Here is a 15,296-nt window from a genome sequence, read left to right on the forward strand (position 1 = left end):
CGCGAGATGCCTTGGCTATCGGTTGCTTTTTTTTGCGAAATCAGCAGTAACCAGAGACAAAAGCGGTTGCCGCAGTCATTATTCTGCGCTTAGATGTTAAGAAGTTTAACCCATGCCATCTTAAAGGTTATGGTTTGTACATTTTACGCAAGGGGCAATTGTGAAACTGGATGAAATCGCTCGGTTGGCCGGCGTTTCGCGAACGACTGCAAGCTACGTTATTAACGGCAAAGCAAAGCAATACCGCGTAAGCGACAAAACGGTTGAAAAAGTCATGGCGGTGGTGCGTGAGCATAATTACCACCCGAATGCCGTGGCGGCCGGGCTGCGTGCTGGACGCACACGTTCTATCGGGCTGGTGATCCCGGATCTCGAGAACACGAGCTATACCCGGATCGCAAACTATCTGGAGCGCCAGGCGCGTCAGCGCGGGTATCAACTACTGATTGCCTGCTCTGAAGATCAGCCTGATAACGAAATGCGCTGTATTGAGCATCTTTTACAACGTCAGGTTGATGCCATTATCGTTTCGACTTCCTTGCCGCCTGAACATCCGTTTTATCAGCGCTGGGCGAACAGTTCATTCCCGATTGTGGCGCTGGATCGCGCGCTGGATCGTGAACATTTCACCAGCGTGGTGGGCGCAGACCAGGATGATGCGCAGATGCTGGCGGAGGAGTTACGTAAATTCCCTGCTGAAACCGTGCTCTATCTGGGGGCGCTTCCTGAATTGTCCGTCAGTTTCCTGCGCGAACAGGGTTTCCGTACCGCGTGGAAGGACGATCCGCGTGAAGTGCATTTTCTCTATGCCAACAGCTATGAGCGGGAGGCGGCCGCGCAGTTATTTGATAAATGGCTGGAAACGCATCCAATGCCTCAGGCGCTGTTTACCACGTCGTTTGCCCTGTTGCAGGGGGTGATGGATGTGACCCTGCGCCGCGACGGGCAGTTACCGTCTGATTTAGCGATTGCGACTTTTGGCGACCACGAGCTGCTCGACTTCCTGCAGTGCCCGGTACTGGCGGTGGCGCAGCGCCATCGAGATGTCGCGGAACGCGTGCTGGAGATTGTGTTGGCAAGTCTGGATGAGCCACGTAAACCCAAACCAGGTTTAACGCGTATACGGCGTAATCTGTACCGTCGCGGTATTCTAAGCCGTAACTAAGTTGCCTCAATTGATGATGTCGGCGGATAAGCCTCTGACATCATCAATTATCCCATTCTCGGAAATAACCGCATTATAATTAAGAATATTCTTTAGAATTATCTGAAATTGATTCTTCTATTATGCCGAATTAAAACTGCAACTATCCATTTTTGGGTTATTGAGACGTAACGATGCGTTACGGTTGTATTATTTTGTTACAAGCATGTAGGGATTTGCCGAATTAACAAACACTTTACTGGTGTGTTGCGGCAATCTCGCCCTTATCTCGCTCCTGTGCGGCGTACAGACTGATTAACTGGTACTGTTATCTCGCTGCATATTGTCCTAAAATGCCGCTCGCGTCGCAAACTGACACTTTATATTTTTCTTTTGATGATATTCAGTTGTTTTAAACAATCATGAGTTGTTGGATTTTTTTCTTACAAATATTCATGACGTTAATTTGCTTCGTTTGCTGTACGGAATTTGTTCAACGCTGATATTAGCCGTAAACAATGGGTTTTTTGCTCCGCTAAGCGCCGTGACTTGCTTGACAAGGTTTTCCTCCGCTCCGTAAACTCCTTTAAGTGGGAATTTGTGGGATAAAGTGGTAATCGGGGGTGAGGCTGGCATGTTCCGGGGAGCAACGTTAGTTAATCTCGACAGTAAAGGGCGCTTATCTGTGCCTACCCGTTATCGGGATCAACTGCTCGAGAGCGCTACCGGTCAAATGGTTTGCACCATTGACATCCATCACCCGTGCCTGCTGCTGTACCCCCTGCCTGAATGGGAAATTATCGAGCAGAAGTTATCGCGTCTGTCGAGCATGAATCCAGTTGAGCGTCGCGTACAGCGCCTGTTGTTGGGTCATGCTAGCGAATGTCAGATGGATAGCGCTGGTCGATTATTGATAGCGCCCATTCTGCGGCAACACGCAGGGCTAACGAAAGAAGTGATGCTGGTTGGGCAGTTCAATAAGTTTGAGCTGTGGGATGAAACGACCTGGTATCAACAGGTCAAGGAAGATATCGACGCTGAGCAGTCTGTTACCGGCGCGCTGTCGGAACGATTGCAGGATTTGTCTCTATAAAATGATGGAAAATTATAAACATACAACGGTGTTGCTGGATGAAGCCGTAAACGGCCTGAATATTCGTCCAGACGGCATCTACATTGACGGGACATTTGGTCGCGGTGGTCACTCACGTCTGATCCTCTCGCAACTTGGCGAAGAGGGGCGTTTACTGGCCATCGATCGCGATCCGCAGGCGATTGCCGTTGCAAAGACGATTACCGATCCCCGTTTTTCCATCGTCCATGGTCCTTTTTCTGCGCTGGCTGACTATGTCGCCGAGCGCGGACTTACCGGTAAGATCGACGGGATTCTTCTCGATCTTGGGGTGTCTTCTCCACAGCTTGATGATGCTGAGCGCGGATTCTCATTTATGCGTGACGGTCCGTTAGATATGCGTATGGACCCAACACGCGGTCAGTCAGCGGCCGAATGGCTGCAAACCGCCGATGAAGCAGACATTGCCTGGGTGATTAAAACCTTTGGCGAAGAGCGCTTCGGCAAACGTATTGCTCGCGCCATCGTAGAGCGCAACCGCATCGAACCGATGACCCGCACTAAAGAGCTGGCGGAAGTGATTGCGGCGGCAATGCCGGTGAAAGACAAATTCAAACATCCCGCGACCCGTACCTTCCAGGCGGTGCGCATTTGGGTGAACAGTGAACTGGAGGAGATAGAGCAGGCGCTAAAAAGCTCGCTCAGCGTGCTGGCACCAGGTGGTCGCCTTTCGGTAATCAGTTTCCATTCGCTTGAAGATCGCATTGTGAAACGCTTTATGCGCGAACAAAGCCGTGGTCCTCAGGTTCCGGCTGGAATACCGATGACTGAAGCGCAGATCAAAAAGCTGGGCGGCCGTGAGTTAAGAGCACTAGGCAAGATGATGCCGGGTGAAGAAGAGGTAGCTGAAAATCCTCGTGCCCGTAGTTCAGTTCTGCGTATTGCAGAGAGGACGAACGCATGATCAGCAGAGTGACAGAAGCCCTCAGCAAAGTTAAAGGATCGATAGGAAGCAACGAGCGCCATGCCTTGCCTGGCGTGATCGGTGACGATCTTTTGCGGTATGGGAAGCTGCCACTCTGCCTGTTCATTTGCATTATTTTGACGGCGGTTACCGTCGTGACAACAGCACACCATACGCGGTTACTGACCGCGCAGCGTGAGCAGCTGGTTCTGGAGCGAGATGCGCTGGATATCGAATGGCGCAACTTGATCCTTGAGGAGAACGCGCTCGGCGACCATAGCCGTGTTGAACGGATCGCAACGGAAAAGCTGCAAATGCAGCATGTTGATCCCTCACAAGAAAATATCGTAGTACAAAAATAAGGATAAACGCGACGCATGAAAGCAGCGGCAAAAACGCACAAGCCAAAACGCCAGGAAGAACAAGCCAACTTTATCAGTTGGCGTTTTGCGTTACTGTGCGGCTGTATTTTGCTGGCACTGGGTTTTCTGCTGGGGCGCGTTGCCTGGCTGCAAATCATCGCGCCGGACATGCTGGTGCGTCAGGGCGACATGCGCTCTCTGCGCGTACAGGAAGTGTCCACATCGCGCGGGATGATTACTGACCGTTCAGGTCGTCCGCTGGCGGTGAGCGTTCCGGTTAAGGCGATTTGGGCCGACCCAAAAGAGGTGCATGACGCAGGAGGCGTAAGCGTTGGTGAACGCTGGAGAGCGCTGTCGACCGCGCTGAATCTCCCGCTCGATCAACTGGCTTCCCGCATTAACGCCAACCCGAAAGGGCGCTTTATCTATCTGGCGCGTCAGGTAAACCCTGACATGGCTGACTACATCAAAAAACTGAAGCTGCCAGGCATTCACCTGCGCGAAGAATCCCGCCGTTACTATCCTTCCGGAGAAGTGACCGCTCACCTTATCGGTTTTACTAACGTCGACAGCCAGGGGATTGAAGGCGTTGAGAAGAGCTTCGATAAATGGCTCACCGGGCAACCGGGCGAACGCATTGTACGTAAAGACCGTTATGGCCGCGTCATTGAGGATATTTCCTCTACCGACAGCCAGGCGGCGCATAATCTTGCGCTAAGTATCGATGAACGTTTACAGGCGCTGGTCTACCGTGAACTGAATAACGCCGTGGCGTTTAACAAGGCGGAGTCAGGCAGTGCGGTATTGGTGGATGTGAACACTGGTGAAGTGCTGGCGATGGCCAACAGCCCGTCCTACAACCCGAACAATCTCACCGGTACGCCGAAGGATGCGATGCGTAACCGTACGATTACCGACGTGTTTGAACCGGGTTCCACCGTTAAACCGATGGTGGTGATGACGGCGCTGCAGCGTGGCGTGGTTCGCGAAAATACCGTACTTAACACTATCCCTTACCGAATTAATGGCCATGAAATCAAAGACGTGGCGCGTTATAGCGAATTGACCCTCACCGGGGTTTTGCAGAAGTCGAGTAACGTCGGTGTTTCCAAGCTGGCGTTAGCGATGCCGTCCTCAGCGTTAGTAGACACTTACTCACGTTTTGGGCTGGGAAAAGCGACCAATTTGGGGTTGGTCGGAGAACGCAGTGGCTTATATCCTCAAAAACAACGGTGGTCTGACATAGAGAGGGCCACCTTCTCTTTCGGCTATGGGCTAATGGTAACGCCGTTACAGTTAGCGCGAGTCTATGCAACGATCGGCAGCTATGGCGTTTATCGGCCACTGTCGATCACCAAAGTTGACCCTCCTGTTCCGGGCGAGCGTATCTTCCCGGAATCAACCGTGCGTACCGTAGTGCACATGATGGAAAGTGTGGCGCTGCCCGGCGGCGGCGGCGTGAAGGCGGCGATTAAAGGCTATCGTATCGCCATTAAAACCGGTACGGCGAAGAAAGTAGGGCCGGATGGCCGCTACATCAACAAATACATTGCTTATACCGCAGGCGTTGCGCCTGCGAGTCAGCCGCGCTTCGCGCTGGTTGTTGTTATCAACGATCCGCAGGCGGGTAAATACTACGGTGGCGCCGTTTCCGCGCCGGTCTTTGGTGCCATCATGGGCGGCGTACTGCGCACCATGAACATCGAGCCGGATGCGCTGACAACGGGCGATAAAAATGAATTTGTGAATAATCAAGGCGAGGCAACAGGTGGCAGATCGTAATTTGCGCGACCTTCTTGCTCTATGGGTGCCGGGTGCACCGGAGCGAGCACTGCGGGAGATGACGCTCGACAGCCGTATGGCTGCATCGGGCGATCTCTTTGTCGCAGTATTGGGTCATCAGGCGGACGGGCGTCGGTATATCCCGCAGGCGATAGCGCAAGGTGTGGCTGCCATTATTGCAGAAGCAAAAGATGAAGCTACTGACGGTGAAATCCGTGAAATGCACGGCGTTCCAGTTATCTATCTCAGTCAGCTTAACGAACGTTTATCTGCACTGGCGGGCCGCTTTTACCACGAGCCTTCTGAAAAAATGCGACTGGTCGGCGTGACCGGGACCAACGGTAAAACCACCACCACCCAATTGCTGGCACAGTGGAGCCAACTGCTTGGCGAAACCAGCGCGGTGATGGGAACAGTCGGCAATGGCCTGCTGGGCAAAGTGATCCCGACGGAAAATACCACCGGCTCAGCCGTAGATGTCCAGCATGTGCTGGCAGGGCTGGTTGCACAAGGCGCAACGGTTGGCGCAATGGAAGTGTCTTCACACGGTCTGGTTCAGCATCGCGTGGCGGCGCTGAAGTTTGCCGCATCAGTATTTACTAACTTAAGCCGCGACCATCTTGATTACCACGGCGACATGGAACATTACGAAGCCGCGAAATGGCTGCTGTATTCCACGCACCATTGCGGCCAGGCCATCGTTAATGCGGATGATGAAGTCGGTCGTCGCTGGTTGGCCAAACTTCCGGATGCGGTTGCCGTATCGATGGAGGACCACATCAACCCGAACTGTCACGGTCGTTGGTTAAAGGCGATTGACGTGAATTATCACGACAGCGGGGCAACGATTCGTTTTACCTCCTCATGGGGTGATGGCGAAATTGAAAGTCGCCTGATGGGCGCGTTTAACGTCAGCAATCTGCTGTTGGCACTGGCAACGCTGCTGGCGTTGGGATATCCGTTAGCTGATTTACTGAAAACGGCAACACAATTACAGCCAGTTTGTGGGCGCATGGAAGTGTTCAGCGCGCCGGGTAAAACCACCGTTGTGGTTGATTATGCCCATACGCCAGATGCGCTGGAAAAAGCGCTGCAGGCGGCACGTTTGCACTGTACTGGCAAACTGTGGTGCGTCTTTGGCTGCGGCGGCGATCGCGACAAAGGCAAACGTCCGTTGATGGGCGCGATTGCCGAGCAGTTTGCTGATGTTGTCGTGGTGACCGATGACAACCCGCGTACCGAAGAGCCGCGCGCCATTATTAACGACATTCTGGCGGGTATGCTGGATGCCGGACAGGCGAAAGTGATGGAAGGTCGTGCAGAGGCTGTGACAAACGCCATTATGCAGGCGAAAGAAAACGACGTGGTGCTGGTGGCCGGGAAAGGTCACGAAGACTACCAGATCGTTGGCTCGCAGCGCCTCGACTATTCTGACCGCGTCACGGCAGCGCGTCTGCTGGGAGTAATCGCATGATTAGCGTAACGCTCAGCCAACTGGCGGAGATCCTCCGTGGCGAACTGAAAGGAGTCGATCTGACTCTTGATGCGGTGACAACCGATACGCGTAAAGTTACGCCGGGCTGCCTGTTTGTCGCGCTGAAAGGTGAGCGCTTCGACGCCCACGATTTTGCTGATAAGGCAAAAGAGGGGGGAGCAGGTGCGCTGTTGGTCAGTCGTCCGCTGGATATCGATCTGCCGCAACTGATTGTGAAAGATACACGCCTCGCGTTTGGCGAGCTGGCGGCATGGGTACGCGCCCAGGTTCCAGCGCGCGTTGTCGCGCTGACCGGCTCTTCCGGTAAAACGTCCGTCAAAGAGATGACCGCATCCATTCTGAGTCAGTGTGGCAACACCTTATATACCGCGGGCAACCTGAATAACGACATCGGCGTACCGATGACGCTGTTGCGCTTAAACAACGATTACGACTATGCCGTGATTGAGCTTGGCGCTAATCATCAGGGCGAAATCGCCTGGACCGTTGGTCTGACGCATCCGGAAGCGGCGCTGGTGAATAACCTGGCGGCCGCGCATCTGGAAGGCTTTGGTTCACTGGCGGGCGTTGCGAAGGCAAAAGGTGAGATTTTTACCGGCCTGCCAGCGAACGGAATCGCCATTATGAATGCCGACAATAACGACTGGCTGAACTGGCAGAGCATTATCGGCGATCGCAAAGTCTGGCGCTTCTCCCCGAATGCGGCCAACAGCGATTTTTCGGCGGCCAATGTTCATTTGACTTCACACGGCACAGAGTTTTCTCTGCAAACGCCAACCGGAAGCATTGATGTTCTGCTGCCGCTGCCGGGTCGTCACAACATTGCTAACGCCCTGGCGGCGGCTGCGCTCTCTATGGCGGTAGGCGCGACGCACGAAGCGATTAAAGCGGGTCTGAAGGAACTGCAAGCGGTACCGGGGCGTCTGTTCCCGATTCAACTGGCAGAAAATCAGCTACTGCTGGATGACTCCTATAACGCAAATGTCGGGTCAATGACCGCAGCGGTAAACGTGCTGTCCGAAATGCCGGGCTACCGCGTGCTGGTCGTTGGCGATATGGCAGAGCTTGGCGCGGAAAGCGAAGCATGCCACGTACAGGTGGGTGAAGCTGCGAAGGCTGCAGGTATCGACCGTGTGCTGAGTACAGGGAAACTGAGTCAGGCAATTAGCCATGCCAGCGGTGTGGGTGGGCATTTTGCGGATAAAACCGCGTTGACCGCGCATCTTAAAGCGTTGATTGCAGAACATCAGATTATGACGATTTTGGTGAAGGGTTCACGTAGTGCCGCCATGGAAGAGGTAGTACGCGCATTACAGGAGAATGGGACATGTTAGTTTGGCTGGCCGAACATTTGGTCAAATATTATTCCGGCTTTAACGTCTTTTCCTATCTGACGTTTCGCGCCATCGTCAGCCTGCTGACCGCGCTGTTCATCTCTTTGTGGATGGGCCCGCGCATGATCGCCCGCTTGCAAAAAATGTCCTTTGGACAGGTCGTGCGTAACGACGGTCCGGAATCACACTTCAGTAAACGCGGTACGCCGACCATGGGCGGGATTATGATCCTTACCGCGATTGTTATCTCCGTACTGCTGTGGGCATACCCGTCGAACCCGTACGTATGGTGCGTGCTGGTGGTATTGGTCGGTTACGGCATTATCGGTTTTGTCGATGACTACCGCAAAGTGGTACGCAAAGACACCAAGGGCCTGATCGCGCGCTGGAAATACTTCTGGATGTCGGTGATTGCGCTGGGGGTGGCCTTTGCCCTGTATCTGGCTGGTAAAGATACCCCGGCCACTGAGCTGGTGGTGCCGTTCTTTAAAGACGTGATGCCGCAGTTGGGGCTGTTCTACGTGCTGCTGGCGTACTTCGTGATTGTGGGTACTGGCAACGCGGTCAACCTCACCGATGGTCTGGATGGTCTGGCGATTATGCCGACCGTGTTTGTGGCCGCAGGTTTTGCGTTGGTGGCGTGGGCGACCGGTAACATGAACTTCGCCAACTATCTGCATATTCCCTATTTACGTCATGCCGGCGAATTGGTGATCGTTTGTACGGCAATTGTTGGCGCGGGTTTAGGCTTCTTGTGGTTTAACACCTATCCGGCGCAGGTCTTTATGGGCGACGTCGGATCGCTGGCGCTGGGCGGCGCGCTGGGCATTATTGCCGTGCTCCTGCGTCAGGAGTTCCTGCTGGTGATCATGGGCGGTGTATTCGTCGTAGAAACACTGTCGGTCATTTTGCAGGTTGGCTCCTTTAAGCTGCGCGGACAGCGCATCTTCCGTATGGCGCCGATCCACCATCACTATGAACTGAAAGGCTGGCCGGAACCGCGCGTAATTGTACGCTTCTGGATTATTTCGCTGATGCTGGTGCTGATTGGCCTGGCAACGCTGAAGGTACGTTAATCATGGCTGATTACCAGGGTAAAAAAGTCGTCATTATCGGTCTGGGTTTGACCGGGCTGTCCTGCGTGGATTTCTTCCTGGCGCGTGGCGTGACGCCGCGCGTAATGGATACCCGCGCGACGCCGCCGGGCCTGGACAAATTACCGGAAGCGGTTGAGCGTCATGTTGGCAGCCTGAATGATGACTGGCTGCTGGCCGCTGATCTTATTGTTGCCAGCCCTGGTATTGCCCTGGCGCATCCTTCGTTGAGCGCTGCCGCCGATGCGGGAATTGAAATTGTCGGCGACATTGAGCTGTTCTGTCGCGAAGCACAGGCACCGATCGTCGCGATCACCGGTTCCAACGGGAAAAGCACAGTCACTACGCTGGTAGGTGATATGGCGAAAGCGGCCGGTGTGAACGTGGGGGTTGGCGGTAATATTGGCCTGCCCGCGCTGATGCTGCTGGATGACGAACGTGAGCTGTATGTTCTGGAACTGTCGAGCTTCCAACTGGAAACGACCTCCAGCTTACAAGCCGTAGCCGCTACCATTTTGAACGTCACCGAAGACCATATGGACAGATATCCGTTTGGCTTGCAGCAGTACCGTGCGGCCAAACTGCGCGTCTATGAAAACGCGAAAGTGTGTGTGGTCAACGCTGATGATGCGCTGACCATGCCGGTTCGCGGAGCGGATGAGCGTTGCGTGAGCTTTGGCATCAACATGGGTGACTATCACCTGAACCGTCAGCAGGGCGAAACCTGGCTGCGAGTGAAGGGTGAAAAAGTTCTTAACGTGAAAGAGATGACGCTTTCCGGTCAGCATAACTATACCAACGCCCTGGCTGCGCTGGCGCTGGCGGATGCCGCAGGTCTGCCGCGGGCGTCGAGCCTGAAAGCGCTCACCACGTTTACCGGTCTGGCGCACCGTTTCCAGACTGTGCTTGAGCACAACGGCGTGCGCTGGATTAACGATTCTAAAGCCACCAACGTCGGCAGCACTGAAGCCGCGCTGAATGGCCTGCACGTTGACGGTACGTTGCACCTGTTGCTGGGGGGAGACGGGAAATCCGCTGACTTTACGCCGCTGCAACGATACCTGACCGGCGACAACGTTCGTCTGTATTGCTTTGGTCGCGATGGCGCGCAGCTTGCCGCTCTGCGACCTGACGTTACGGAACAAACTGAAACCATGGAGCAGGCAATGCGTCTGCTCGCACCGCGCGTGAAGTCGGGCGATATGGTGCTGTTGTCGCCCGCCTGTGCCAGCCTCGACCAGTTCAAGAACTTTGAGCAACGTGGTGACGTCTTTACCCGCCTGGCGAAGGAGTTGGGTTGATGCGCTTATCTCTCCCTCGTCTGAGAATGCCGCGCTTACCGGGACTGGGTATCCTGGCGTGGATCTTCGCGGCACTTAAAGGCTGGGTGATGGCTTCGCGTGATAAAGACGCGGACAGCCTGATCATGTATGACCGCATGCTGCTGTGGTTGACCTTTGGTCTGGCAGCGATCGGTTTTGTGATGGTGACATCGGCATCGATGCCCGTAGGGCAACGCCTGGCGGGCGATCCTTTCCTGTTTGCTAAGCGTGACGCACTGTACATCTTCCTCGCCTTCTGCCTGGCGATGGTGACGCTGCGTCTGCCGATGGAGTTCTGGCAAAAGTACAGTACGACGATGCTGATAGCCTCGATCATCATGCTGCTGATTGTGCTGGTGGTGGGGAGCTCCGTTAACGGGGCGTCGCGCTGGATTGCGCTGGGGCCGCTGCGTATTCAGCCTGCGGAATTTACCAAGCTGTCGCTGTTCTGTTACCTCGCCAACTACCTGGTGCGTAAAGTTGATGAAGTGCGTAACAACCTGCGCGGTTTCTTAAAACCGATGGGCGTGATTCTGGTACTGGCTATTTTACTGCTGGCACAGCCTGACCTTGGTACGGTGGTGGTGCTGTTCGTCACTACTCTGGCGATGCTGTTTCTCGCCGGAGCGAAACTGTGGCAGTTCATTGCCATTATCGGCATGGGGATTTCAGCGGTCGTGCTGCTGATCCTTGCCGAACCGTATCGTATTCGCCGCGTAACCTCTTTCTGGAACCCATGGGAAGATCCGTTCGGCAGTGGCTACCAGCTGACGCAATCCCTGATGGCCTTTGGTCGCGGTGAGGTTTGGGGGCAGGGCTTAGGTAATTCAGTCCAAAAACTGGAGTATTTACCAGAAGCGCACACCGACTTCATCTTCGCCATCATTGGGGAAGAGCTGGGTTATATCGGTGTGGTATTGGCACTTTTAATGGTATTCTTCGTCGCTTTTCGCGCGATGTCGATTGGCCGTAAGGCGTTGGAAATTGACCACCGTTTTTCAGGCTTTTTAGCCTGCTCAATCGGGATCTGGTTTAGCTTCCAGGCACTGGTAAACGTCGGTGCGGCGGCGGGTATGCTGCCAACCAAAGGTCTGACGCTGCCGCTGATCAGTTATGGTGGTTCAAGTTTGTTGATTATGTCGACGGCCATCATGTTTTTGTTACGTATTGATTATGAAACGCGTCTGGAAAAAGCCCAGGCGTTTACACGAGGTGCACGATGAGTGGTCAACCGAAGCGGTTAATGGTGATGGCAGGCGGTACCGGCGGGCATGTGTTCCCGGGGCTGGCGGTCGCGCACCATTTAATGGCCCAGGGCTGGCAGGTTCGTTGGCTGGGCACCGCCGATCGTATGGAAGCGGACTTAGTGCCAAAACACGGCATTGAAATTGACTTTATTCGCATCTCCGGTTTGCGTGGCAAAGGCGTCAATGCGCTGCTGGCTGCACCTGTGCGTATTTTTAATGCCTGGCGTCAGGCGCGCGCCATCATGAAGCAGTTTAAACCCGATGTGGTGCTGGGTATGGGCGGCTACGTGTCTGGCCCTGGCGGTCTGGCGGCCTGGTCATTAGGTATTCCGGTTGTACTGCATGAGCAGAACGGCATTGCGGGATTAACTAACAAATGGCTGGCGAAGATTGCCACTACGGTGATGCAGGCTTTTCCTGGTGCTTTCCCGAATGCGGAAGTGGTAGGTAACCCGGTGCGCACTGACGTGCTGGCGCTGCCGTTGCCAAAAGTGCGCCTGGCCGGGCGTGAAGGTCCGGTTCGTGTATTGGTCGTCGGGGGATCTCAGGGCGCACGCGTACTGAACCAGACGATGCCGCAGGTTGCCGGAAAGCTTGGCGACGCGGTGACTATCTGGCATCAGAGCGGCAAAGGCGCGCAGCAGACCGTTGAACAGGCGTATGCCGACGCGGGACAACCGCAGCACAAGGTCACTGAGTTTATTGATGATATGGCAGCGGCCTACGCGTGGGCTGATGTCGTGGTTTGTCGCTCAGGCGCGCTGACGGTGAGCGAAATTGCCGCCGCGGGTTTGCCTGCGCTGTTTGTGCCGTTCCAGCACAAAGACAGACAGCAGTATTGGAATGCGCTGCCGCTGGAGAAAGCGGGCGCCGCCAAAATTCTGGAGCAGCCGCAGTTTACTGTGGATGCCGTCGCCAGCACCCTTGCCGGGTGGTCGCGAGAAACGTTATTAACCATGGCAGAACGTGCGCGCGCCGCATCCATACCGGATGCCACAGAGCGCGTTGCAAATGAAGTGAGCCGGGCTGCCCGGGCGTAATTGTGGTGATGCCTTTTGCATCGCATGAACTAAGAAGTTAATGGCTAAAGAATGAATACACAACAACTGGCAAAACTGCGTTCCATCGTGCCCGAAATGCGTCGCGTTCGGCACATTCACTTTGTCGGCATCGGTGGTGCTGGTATGGGCGGTATTGCCGAAGTTTTGGCCAATGAAGGTTATCAGATCAGCGGTTCTGACTTAGCGCCGAATCCTGTGACGCAGCAGTTGACGAATCTGGGGGCCACGATTTTCTTCAACCATCGCCCGGAAAACGTGCGCGATGCGAGCGTGGTGGTGGTATCCAGCGCTATTTCTGCGGATAACCCGGAAATTGTTGCAGCGCATGAAGCACGTATTCCGGTGATTCGTCGTGCTGAAATGCTGGCGGAGTTAATGCGTTTTCGTCACGGTATTGCTATTGCCGGGACGCACGGTAAAACCACGACTACGGCAATGGTCTCCAGCATCTACGCGGAAGCGGGTCTGGATCCCACTTTTGTCAACGGCGGTCTGGTGAAGGCTGCAGGCGTGCATGCGCGCCTGGGTCATAGCCGTTATTTGATTGCTGAAGCGGATGAGAGCGACGCGTCGTTCCTGCATTTGCAGCCGATGGTGGCGATTGTCACCAATATCGAAGCTGACCACATGGATACCTACCATGGCGACTTCGAAAATTTAAAGCAGACGTTTATTAATTTCCTGCATAACTTGCCGTTTTATGGTCGTGCCGTGATGTGCGTTGACGATCCGGTTATCCGCGAACTGTTACCGCGAGTTGGCCGTCAAACCACAACCTATGGTTTCAGTGATGATGCCGATGTGCGCGTTGAAGATTACCAGCAGATTGGTCCACAAGGACACTTCACGCTGGTACGTCAGGGGATGGCCGATTTACGTGTTACGTTAAACGCGCCGGGTCGTCACAATGCACTGAACGCGGCAGCAGCAGTGGCGGTCGCGACGGAAGAAGGTATTGAAGACGACGCTATTCTGCGCGCGCTGGAAAGTTTCCAGGGTACCGGACGTCGTTTTGACTTCCTCGGCGAATTCCCGCTTGAGCCGGTGAACGGTAAAGCCGGGACCGCGATGCTGGTTGATGATTATGGCCACCACCCAACGGAAGTGGACGCTACGATTAAAGCCGCGCGCGCGGGTTGGCCGGACAAAAACCTGGTGATGCTGTTCCAGCCGCACCGTTTTACGCGTACTCGCGATCTGTACGACGACTTTGCCAACGTGCTGACCCAGGTCGATGCGCTGTTGATGCTGGATGTGTATGCCGCGGGCGAAGCCGCGATTCCGGGTGCCGACAGCCGCTCGTTGTGCCGTACGATTCGTGGCCGCGGTAAGATCGATCCGATTCTGGTATCCGATCCGGCCCAGGTGGCAGAAATGCTGGCACCCGTATTAACCGGCAACGATCTGATTTTGGTGCAGGGCGCTGGAAATATCGGCAAAATCGCGCGTTCCTTAGCTGAAATCAAACTGAAGCCGCAAAACCCGGAGGAAGAACAACATGGCTGATAAAATCGCGGTCCTGTTAGGGGGAACCTCCGCTGAGCGTGAAGTATCGCTGAATTCAGGCGCGGCCGTATTGGCAGGGTTACGCGAAGGTGGTGTAGATGCCCATCCGGTTGACCCTAAAGAGGTCGATGTCACTCTTCTGAAATCTATGGGGTTTCAGAAGGTGTTTATTGCGCTGCACGGTCGTGGCGGTGAAGATGGCACATTGCAGGGCATGCTGGAGCTGATTGGCCTGCCGTATACCGGCAGCGGCGTCATGGCTTCCGCGATTTCAATGGACAAACTGCGCAGCAAGTTGCTGTGGCAGGGCGCAGGTTTACCCGTCGCCCCATGGGTTGCGCTGACCCGCGCTGAGTTCGAAAAAGGTCTTAGCGATGAAGCAGTTACAAAAATTTCTGCGTTAGGCTTGCCGTTGATTGTAAAGCCAAGCCGTGAAGGTTCCAGCGTAGGGATGTCAAAAGTTGAAGAAGAAAATGCTTTGCAGGGTGCATTAGCATTGGCTTTTCAGCATGATGAAGAAGTACTGATTGAAAAATGGCTCAGTGGCCCGGAATTTACAGTTGCGATACTTGGCGAAGAAATTTTACCGTCAATACGTATCCAACCCGCGGGAACCTTCTATGATTATGAGGCGAAGTATCTCTCTGATGAGACACAATATTTCTGCCCTGCTGGTCTGGAAGTCGAACAAGAGGCCCTTTTACAGGAATTAGTCCTGAAAGCGTGGACTGCATTGGGCTGTAAAGGTTGGGGTCGCATTGACGTCATGCTGGACAGCGATGGCCAGTTTTATCTGCTGGAAGCGAATACCTCTCCGGGTATGACCAGCCACAGCCTGGTGCCGATGGCGGCGCGTCAGGCGGGCCTGAGCTTCTCGCAGTTGGTGGTAAGAATTCTGGAGTTGGCGGACTGA

The 15,296-nt window shown here is 54.6% G+C and carries 13 protein-coding genes; all 13 read left to right on the forward strand.

Translation table 11 applies throughout. From position 1 onward, the window contains the following. Nucleotides 1-160 precede the first annotated feature (160 nt). The 13 genes from cra to OGV65_RS01670 all read left to right on the forward strand — a co-directional run bounded on the left by cra (nt 161) and on the right by OGV65_RS01670 (nt 15,296). The gene (cra, locus tag OGV65_RS01610) at nt 161-1,165 is read left to right on the forward strand and encodes a catabolite repressor/activator (RefSeq protein WP_016151689.1); all 1,005 of its coding nucleotides are present in this window, start codon (nt 161-163) and stop codon (nt 1,163-1,165) included. Between the two features lie 613 nt (nt 1,166-1,778). Then, complete coding sequence (gene mraZ / locus OGV65_RS01615) at nt 1,779-2,237, forward strand: division/cell wall cluster transcriptional repressor MraZ (protein WP_005124560.1); 459 nt, start codon at nt 1,779-1,781, stop codon at nt 2,235-2,237. A gap of 1 nt (nt 2,238) precedes the next feature. Then, nucleotides 2,239-3,180, forward strand: a complete 942-nt coding sequence (rsmH, locus tag OGV65_RS01620; RefSeq protein ID WP_016151690.1) for a 16S rRNA (cytosine(1402)-N(4))-methyltransferase RsmH — start codon at nt 2,239-2,241, stop codon at nt 3,178-3,180. Then, nucleotides 3,177-3,542, forward strand: coding sequence for a cell division protein FtsL (gene ftsL / locus OGV65_RS01625; RefSeq protein ID WP_006686695.1), 366 nt, complete (start codon nt 3,177-3,179; stop codon nt 3,540-3,542). Before rsmH ends, ftsL begins: the two co-directional genes overlap by 4 nt. A 15-nt stretch (nt 3,543-3,557) precedes the next feature. Continuing rightward, entirely contained in the window at nt 3,558-5,324 is a 1,767-nt protein-coding gene (gene ftsI, locus OGV65_RS01630; protein WP_016151691.1) for a peptidoglycan glycosyltransferase FtsI, read from the forward strand. Beyond that, on the forward strand, nt 5,311-6,798 hold the full coding sequence (gene murE / locus OGV65_RS01635; RefSeq protein WP_286454528.1) for a UDP-N-acetylmuramoyl-L-alanyl-D-glutamate--2,6-diaminopimelate ligase: 1,488 nt from the start codon (nt 5,311-5,313) through the stop codon (nt 6,796-6,798). Before ftsI ends, murE begins: the two co-directional genes overlap by 14 nt. Further along, nucleotides 6,795-8,153, forward strand: coding sequence for a UDP-N-acetylmuramoyl-tripeptide--D-alanyl-D-alanine ligase (gene murF, locus OGV65_RS01640; RefSeq protein ID WP_286454529.1), 1,359 nt, complete (start codon nt 6,795-6,797; stop codon nt 8,151-8,153). Before murE ends, murF begins: the two co-directional genes overlap by 4 nt. Continuing rightward, nucleotides 8,147-9,229 carry a phospho-N-acetylmuramoyl-pentapeptide-transferase gene (gene mraY / locus OGV65_RS01645; RefSeq protein ID WP_016151694.1) on the forward strand — a complete coding sequence of 361 codons (1,083 nt, stop codon included), beginning with the start codon at nt 8,147-8,149 and terminating at the stop codon, nt 9,227-9,229. Before murF ends, mraY begins: the two co-directional genes overlap by 7 nt. 2 nt (nt 9,230-9,231) lie before the next feature. Continuing rightward, on the forward strand, nt 9,232-10,548 hold the full coding sequence (gene murD / locus OGV65_RS01650) for a UDP-N-acetylmuramoyl-L-alanine--D-glutamate ligase (protein ID WP_286454530.1): 1,317 nt from the start codon (nt 9,232-9,234) through the stop codon (nt 10,546-10,548). Beyond that, nucleotides 10,548-11,792 (forward strand): cell division protein FtsW, encoded by a 1,245-nt coding sequence (ftsW, locus tag OGV65_RS01655; RefSeq protein WP_286454531.1) that lies wholly within the window; start codon nt 10,548-10,550, stop codon nt 11,790-11,792. The genes murD and ftsW overlap by 1 nt, the downstream gene beginning before the upstream one ends. Continuing rightward, nucleotides 11,789-12,856, forward strand: coding sequence for an undecaprenyldiphospho-muramoylpentapeptide beta-N-acetylglucosaminyltransferase (murG, locus tag OGV65_RS01660; RefSeq protein ID WP_286454532.1), 1,068 nt, complete (start codon nt 11,789-11,791; stop codon nt 12,854-12,856). The genes ftsW and murG overlap by 4 nt, the downstream gene beginning before the upstream one ends. Nucleotides 12,857-12,907: 51 nt before the next feature. Next, complete coding sequence (murC, locus tag OGV65_RS01665; RefSeq protein ID WP_016151698.1) at nt 12,908-14,383, forward strand: UDP-N-acetylmuramate--L-alanine ligase; 1,476 nt, start codon at nt 12,908-12,910, stop codon at nt 14,381-14,383. Continuing rightward, nucleotides 14,376-15,296 carry a D-alanine--D-alanine ligase gene (locus OGV65_RS01670; protein WP_103766831.1) on the forward strand — a complete coding sequence of 307 codons (921 nt, stop codon included), beginning with the start codon at nt 14,376-14,378 and terminating at the stop codon, nt 15,294-15,296. Before murC ends, OGV65_RS01670 begins: the two co-directional genes overlap by 8 nt.

It is taken from the genome of Citrobacter sp. Cb004, assembly GCF_030337065.1.
Lineage (GTDB): Bacteria > Pseudomonadota > Gammaproteobacteria > Enterobacterales > Enterobacteriaceae > Citrobacter > Citrobacter braakii.

What these genes read in the sequence shown, in the direction of transcription:
- mraZ (WP_005124560.1), top strand. Translation starts at nt 1,779, where the DNA reads ATGTTCCGGGGAGCAACGTTAGTTAATCTCGACAGTAAAGGGCGCTTA.
- rsmH (WP_016151690.1), top strand. Translation starts at nt 2,239, where the DNA reads ATGATGGAAAATTATAAACATACAACGGTGTTGCTGGATGAAGCCGTA.
- ftsL (WP_006686695.1), top strand. Translation starts at nt 3,177, where the DNA reads ATGATCAGCAGAGTGACAGAAGCCCTCAGCAAAGTTAAAGGATCGATA.
- ftsI (WP_016151691.1), top strand. Translation starts at nt 3,558, where the DNA reads ATGAAAGCAGCGGCAAAAACGCACAAGCCAAAACGCCAGGAAGAACAA.
- murF (WP_286454529.1), top strand. Translation starts at nt 6,795, where the DNA reads ATGATTAGCGTAACGCTCAGCCAACTGGCGGAGATCCTCCGTGGCGAA.
- mraY (WP_016151694.1), top strand. Translation starts at nt 8,147, where the DNA reads ATGTTAGTTTGGCTGGCCGAACATTTGGTCAAATATTATTCCGGCTTT.
- murD (WP_286454530.1), top strand. Translation starts at nt 9,232, where the DNA reads ATGGCTGATTACCAGGGTAAAAAAGTCGTCATTATCGGTCTGGGTTTG.
- ftsW (WP_286454531.1), top strand. Translation starts at nt 10,548, where the DNA reads ATGCGCTTATCTCTCCCTCGTCTGAGAATGCCGCGCTTACCGGGACTG.
- murG (WP_286454532.1), top strand. Translation starts at nt 11,789, where the DNA reads ATGAGTGGTCAACCGAAGCGGTTAATGGTGATGGCAGGCGGTACCGGC.
- murC (WP_016151698.1), top strand. Translation starts at nt 12,908, where the DNA reads ATGAATACACAACAACTGGCAAAACTGCGTTCCATCGTGCCCGAAATG.
- OGV65_RS01670 (WP_103766831.1), top strand. Translation starts at nt 14,376, where the DNA reads ATGGCTGATAAAATCGCGGTCCTGTTAGGGGGAACCTCCGCTGAGCGT.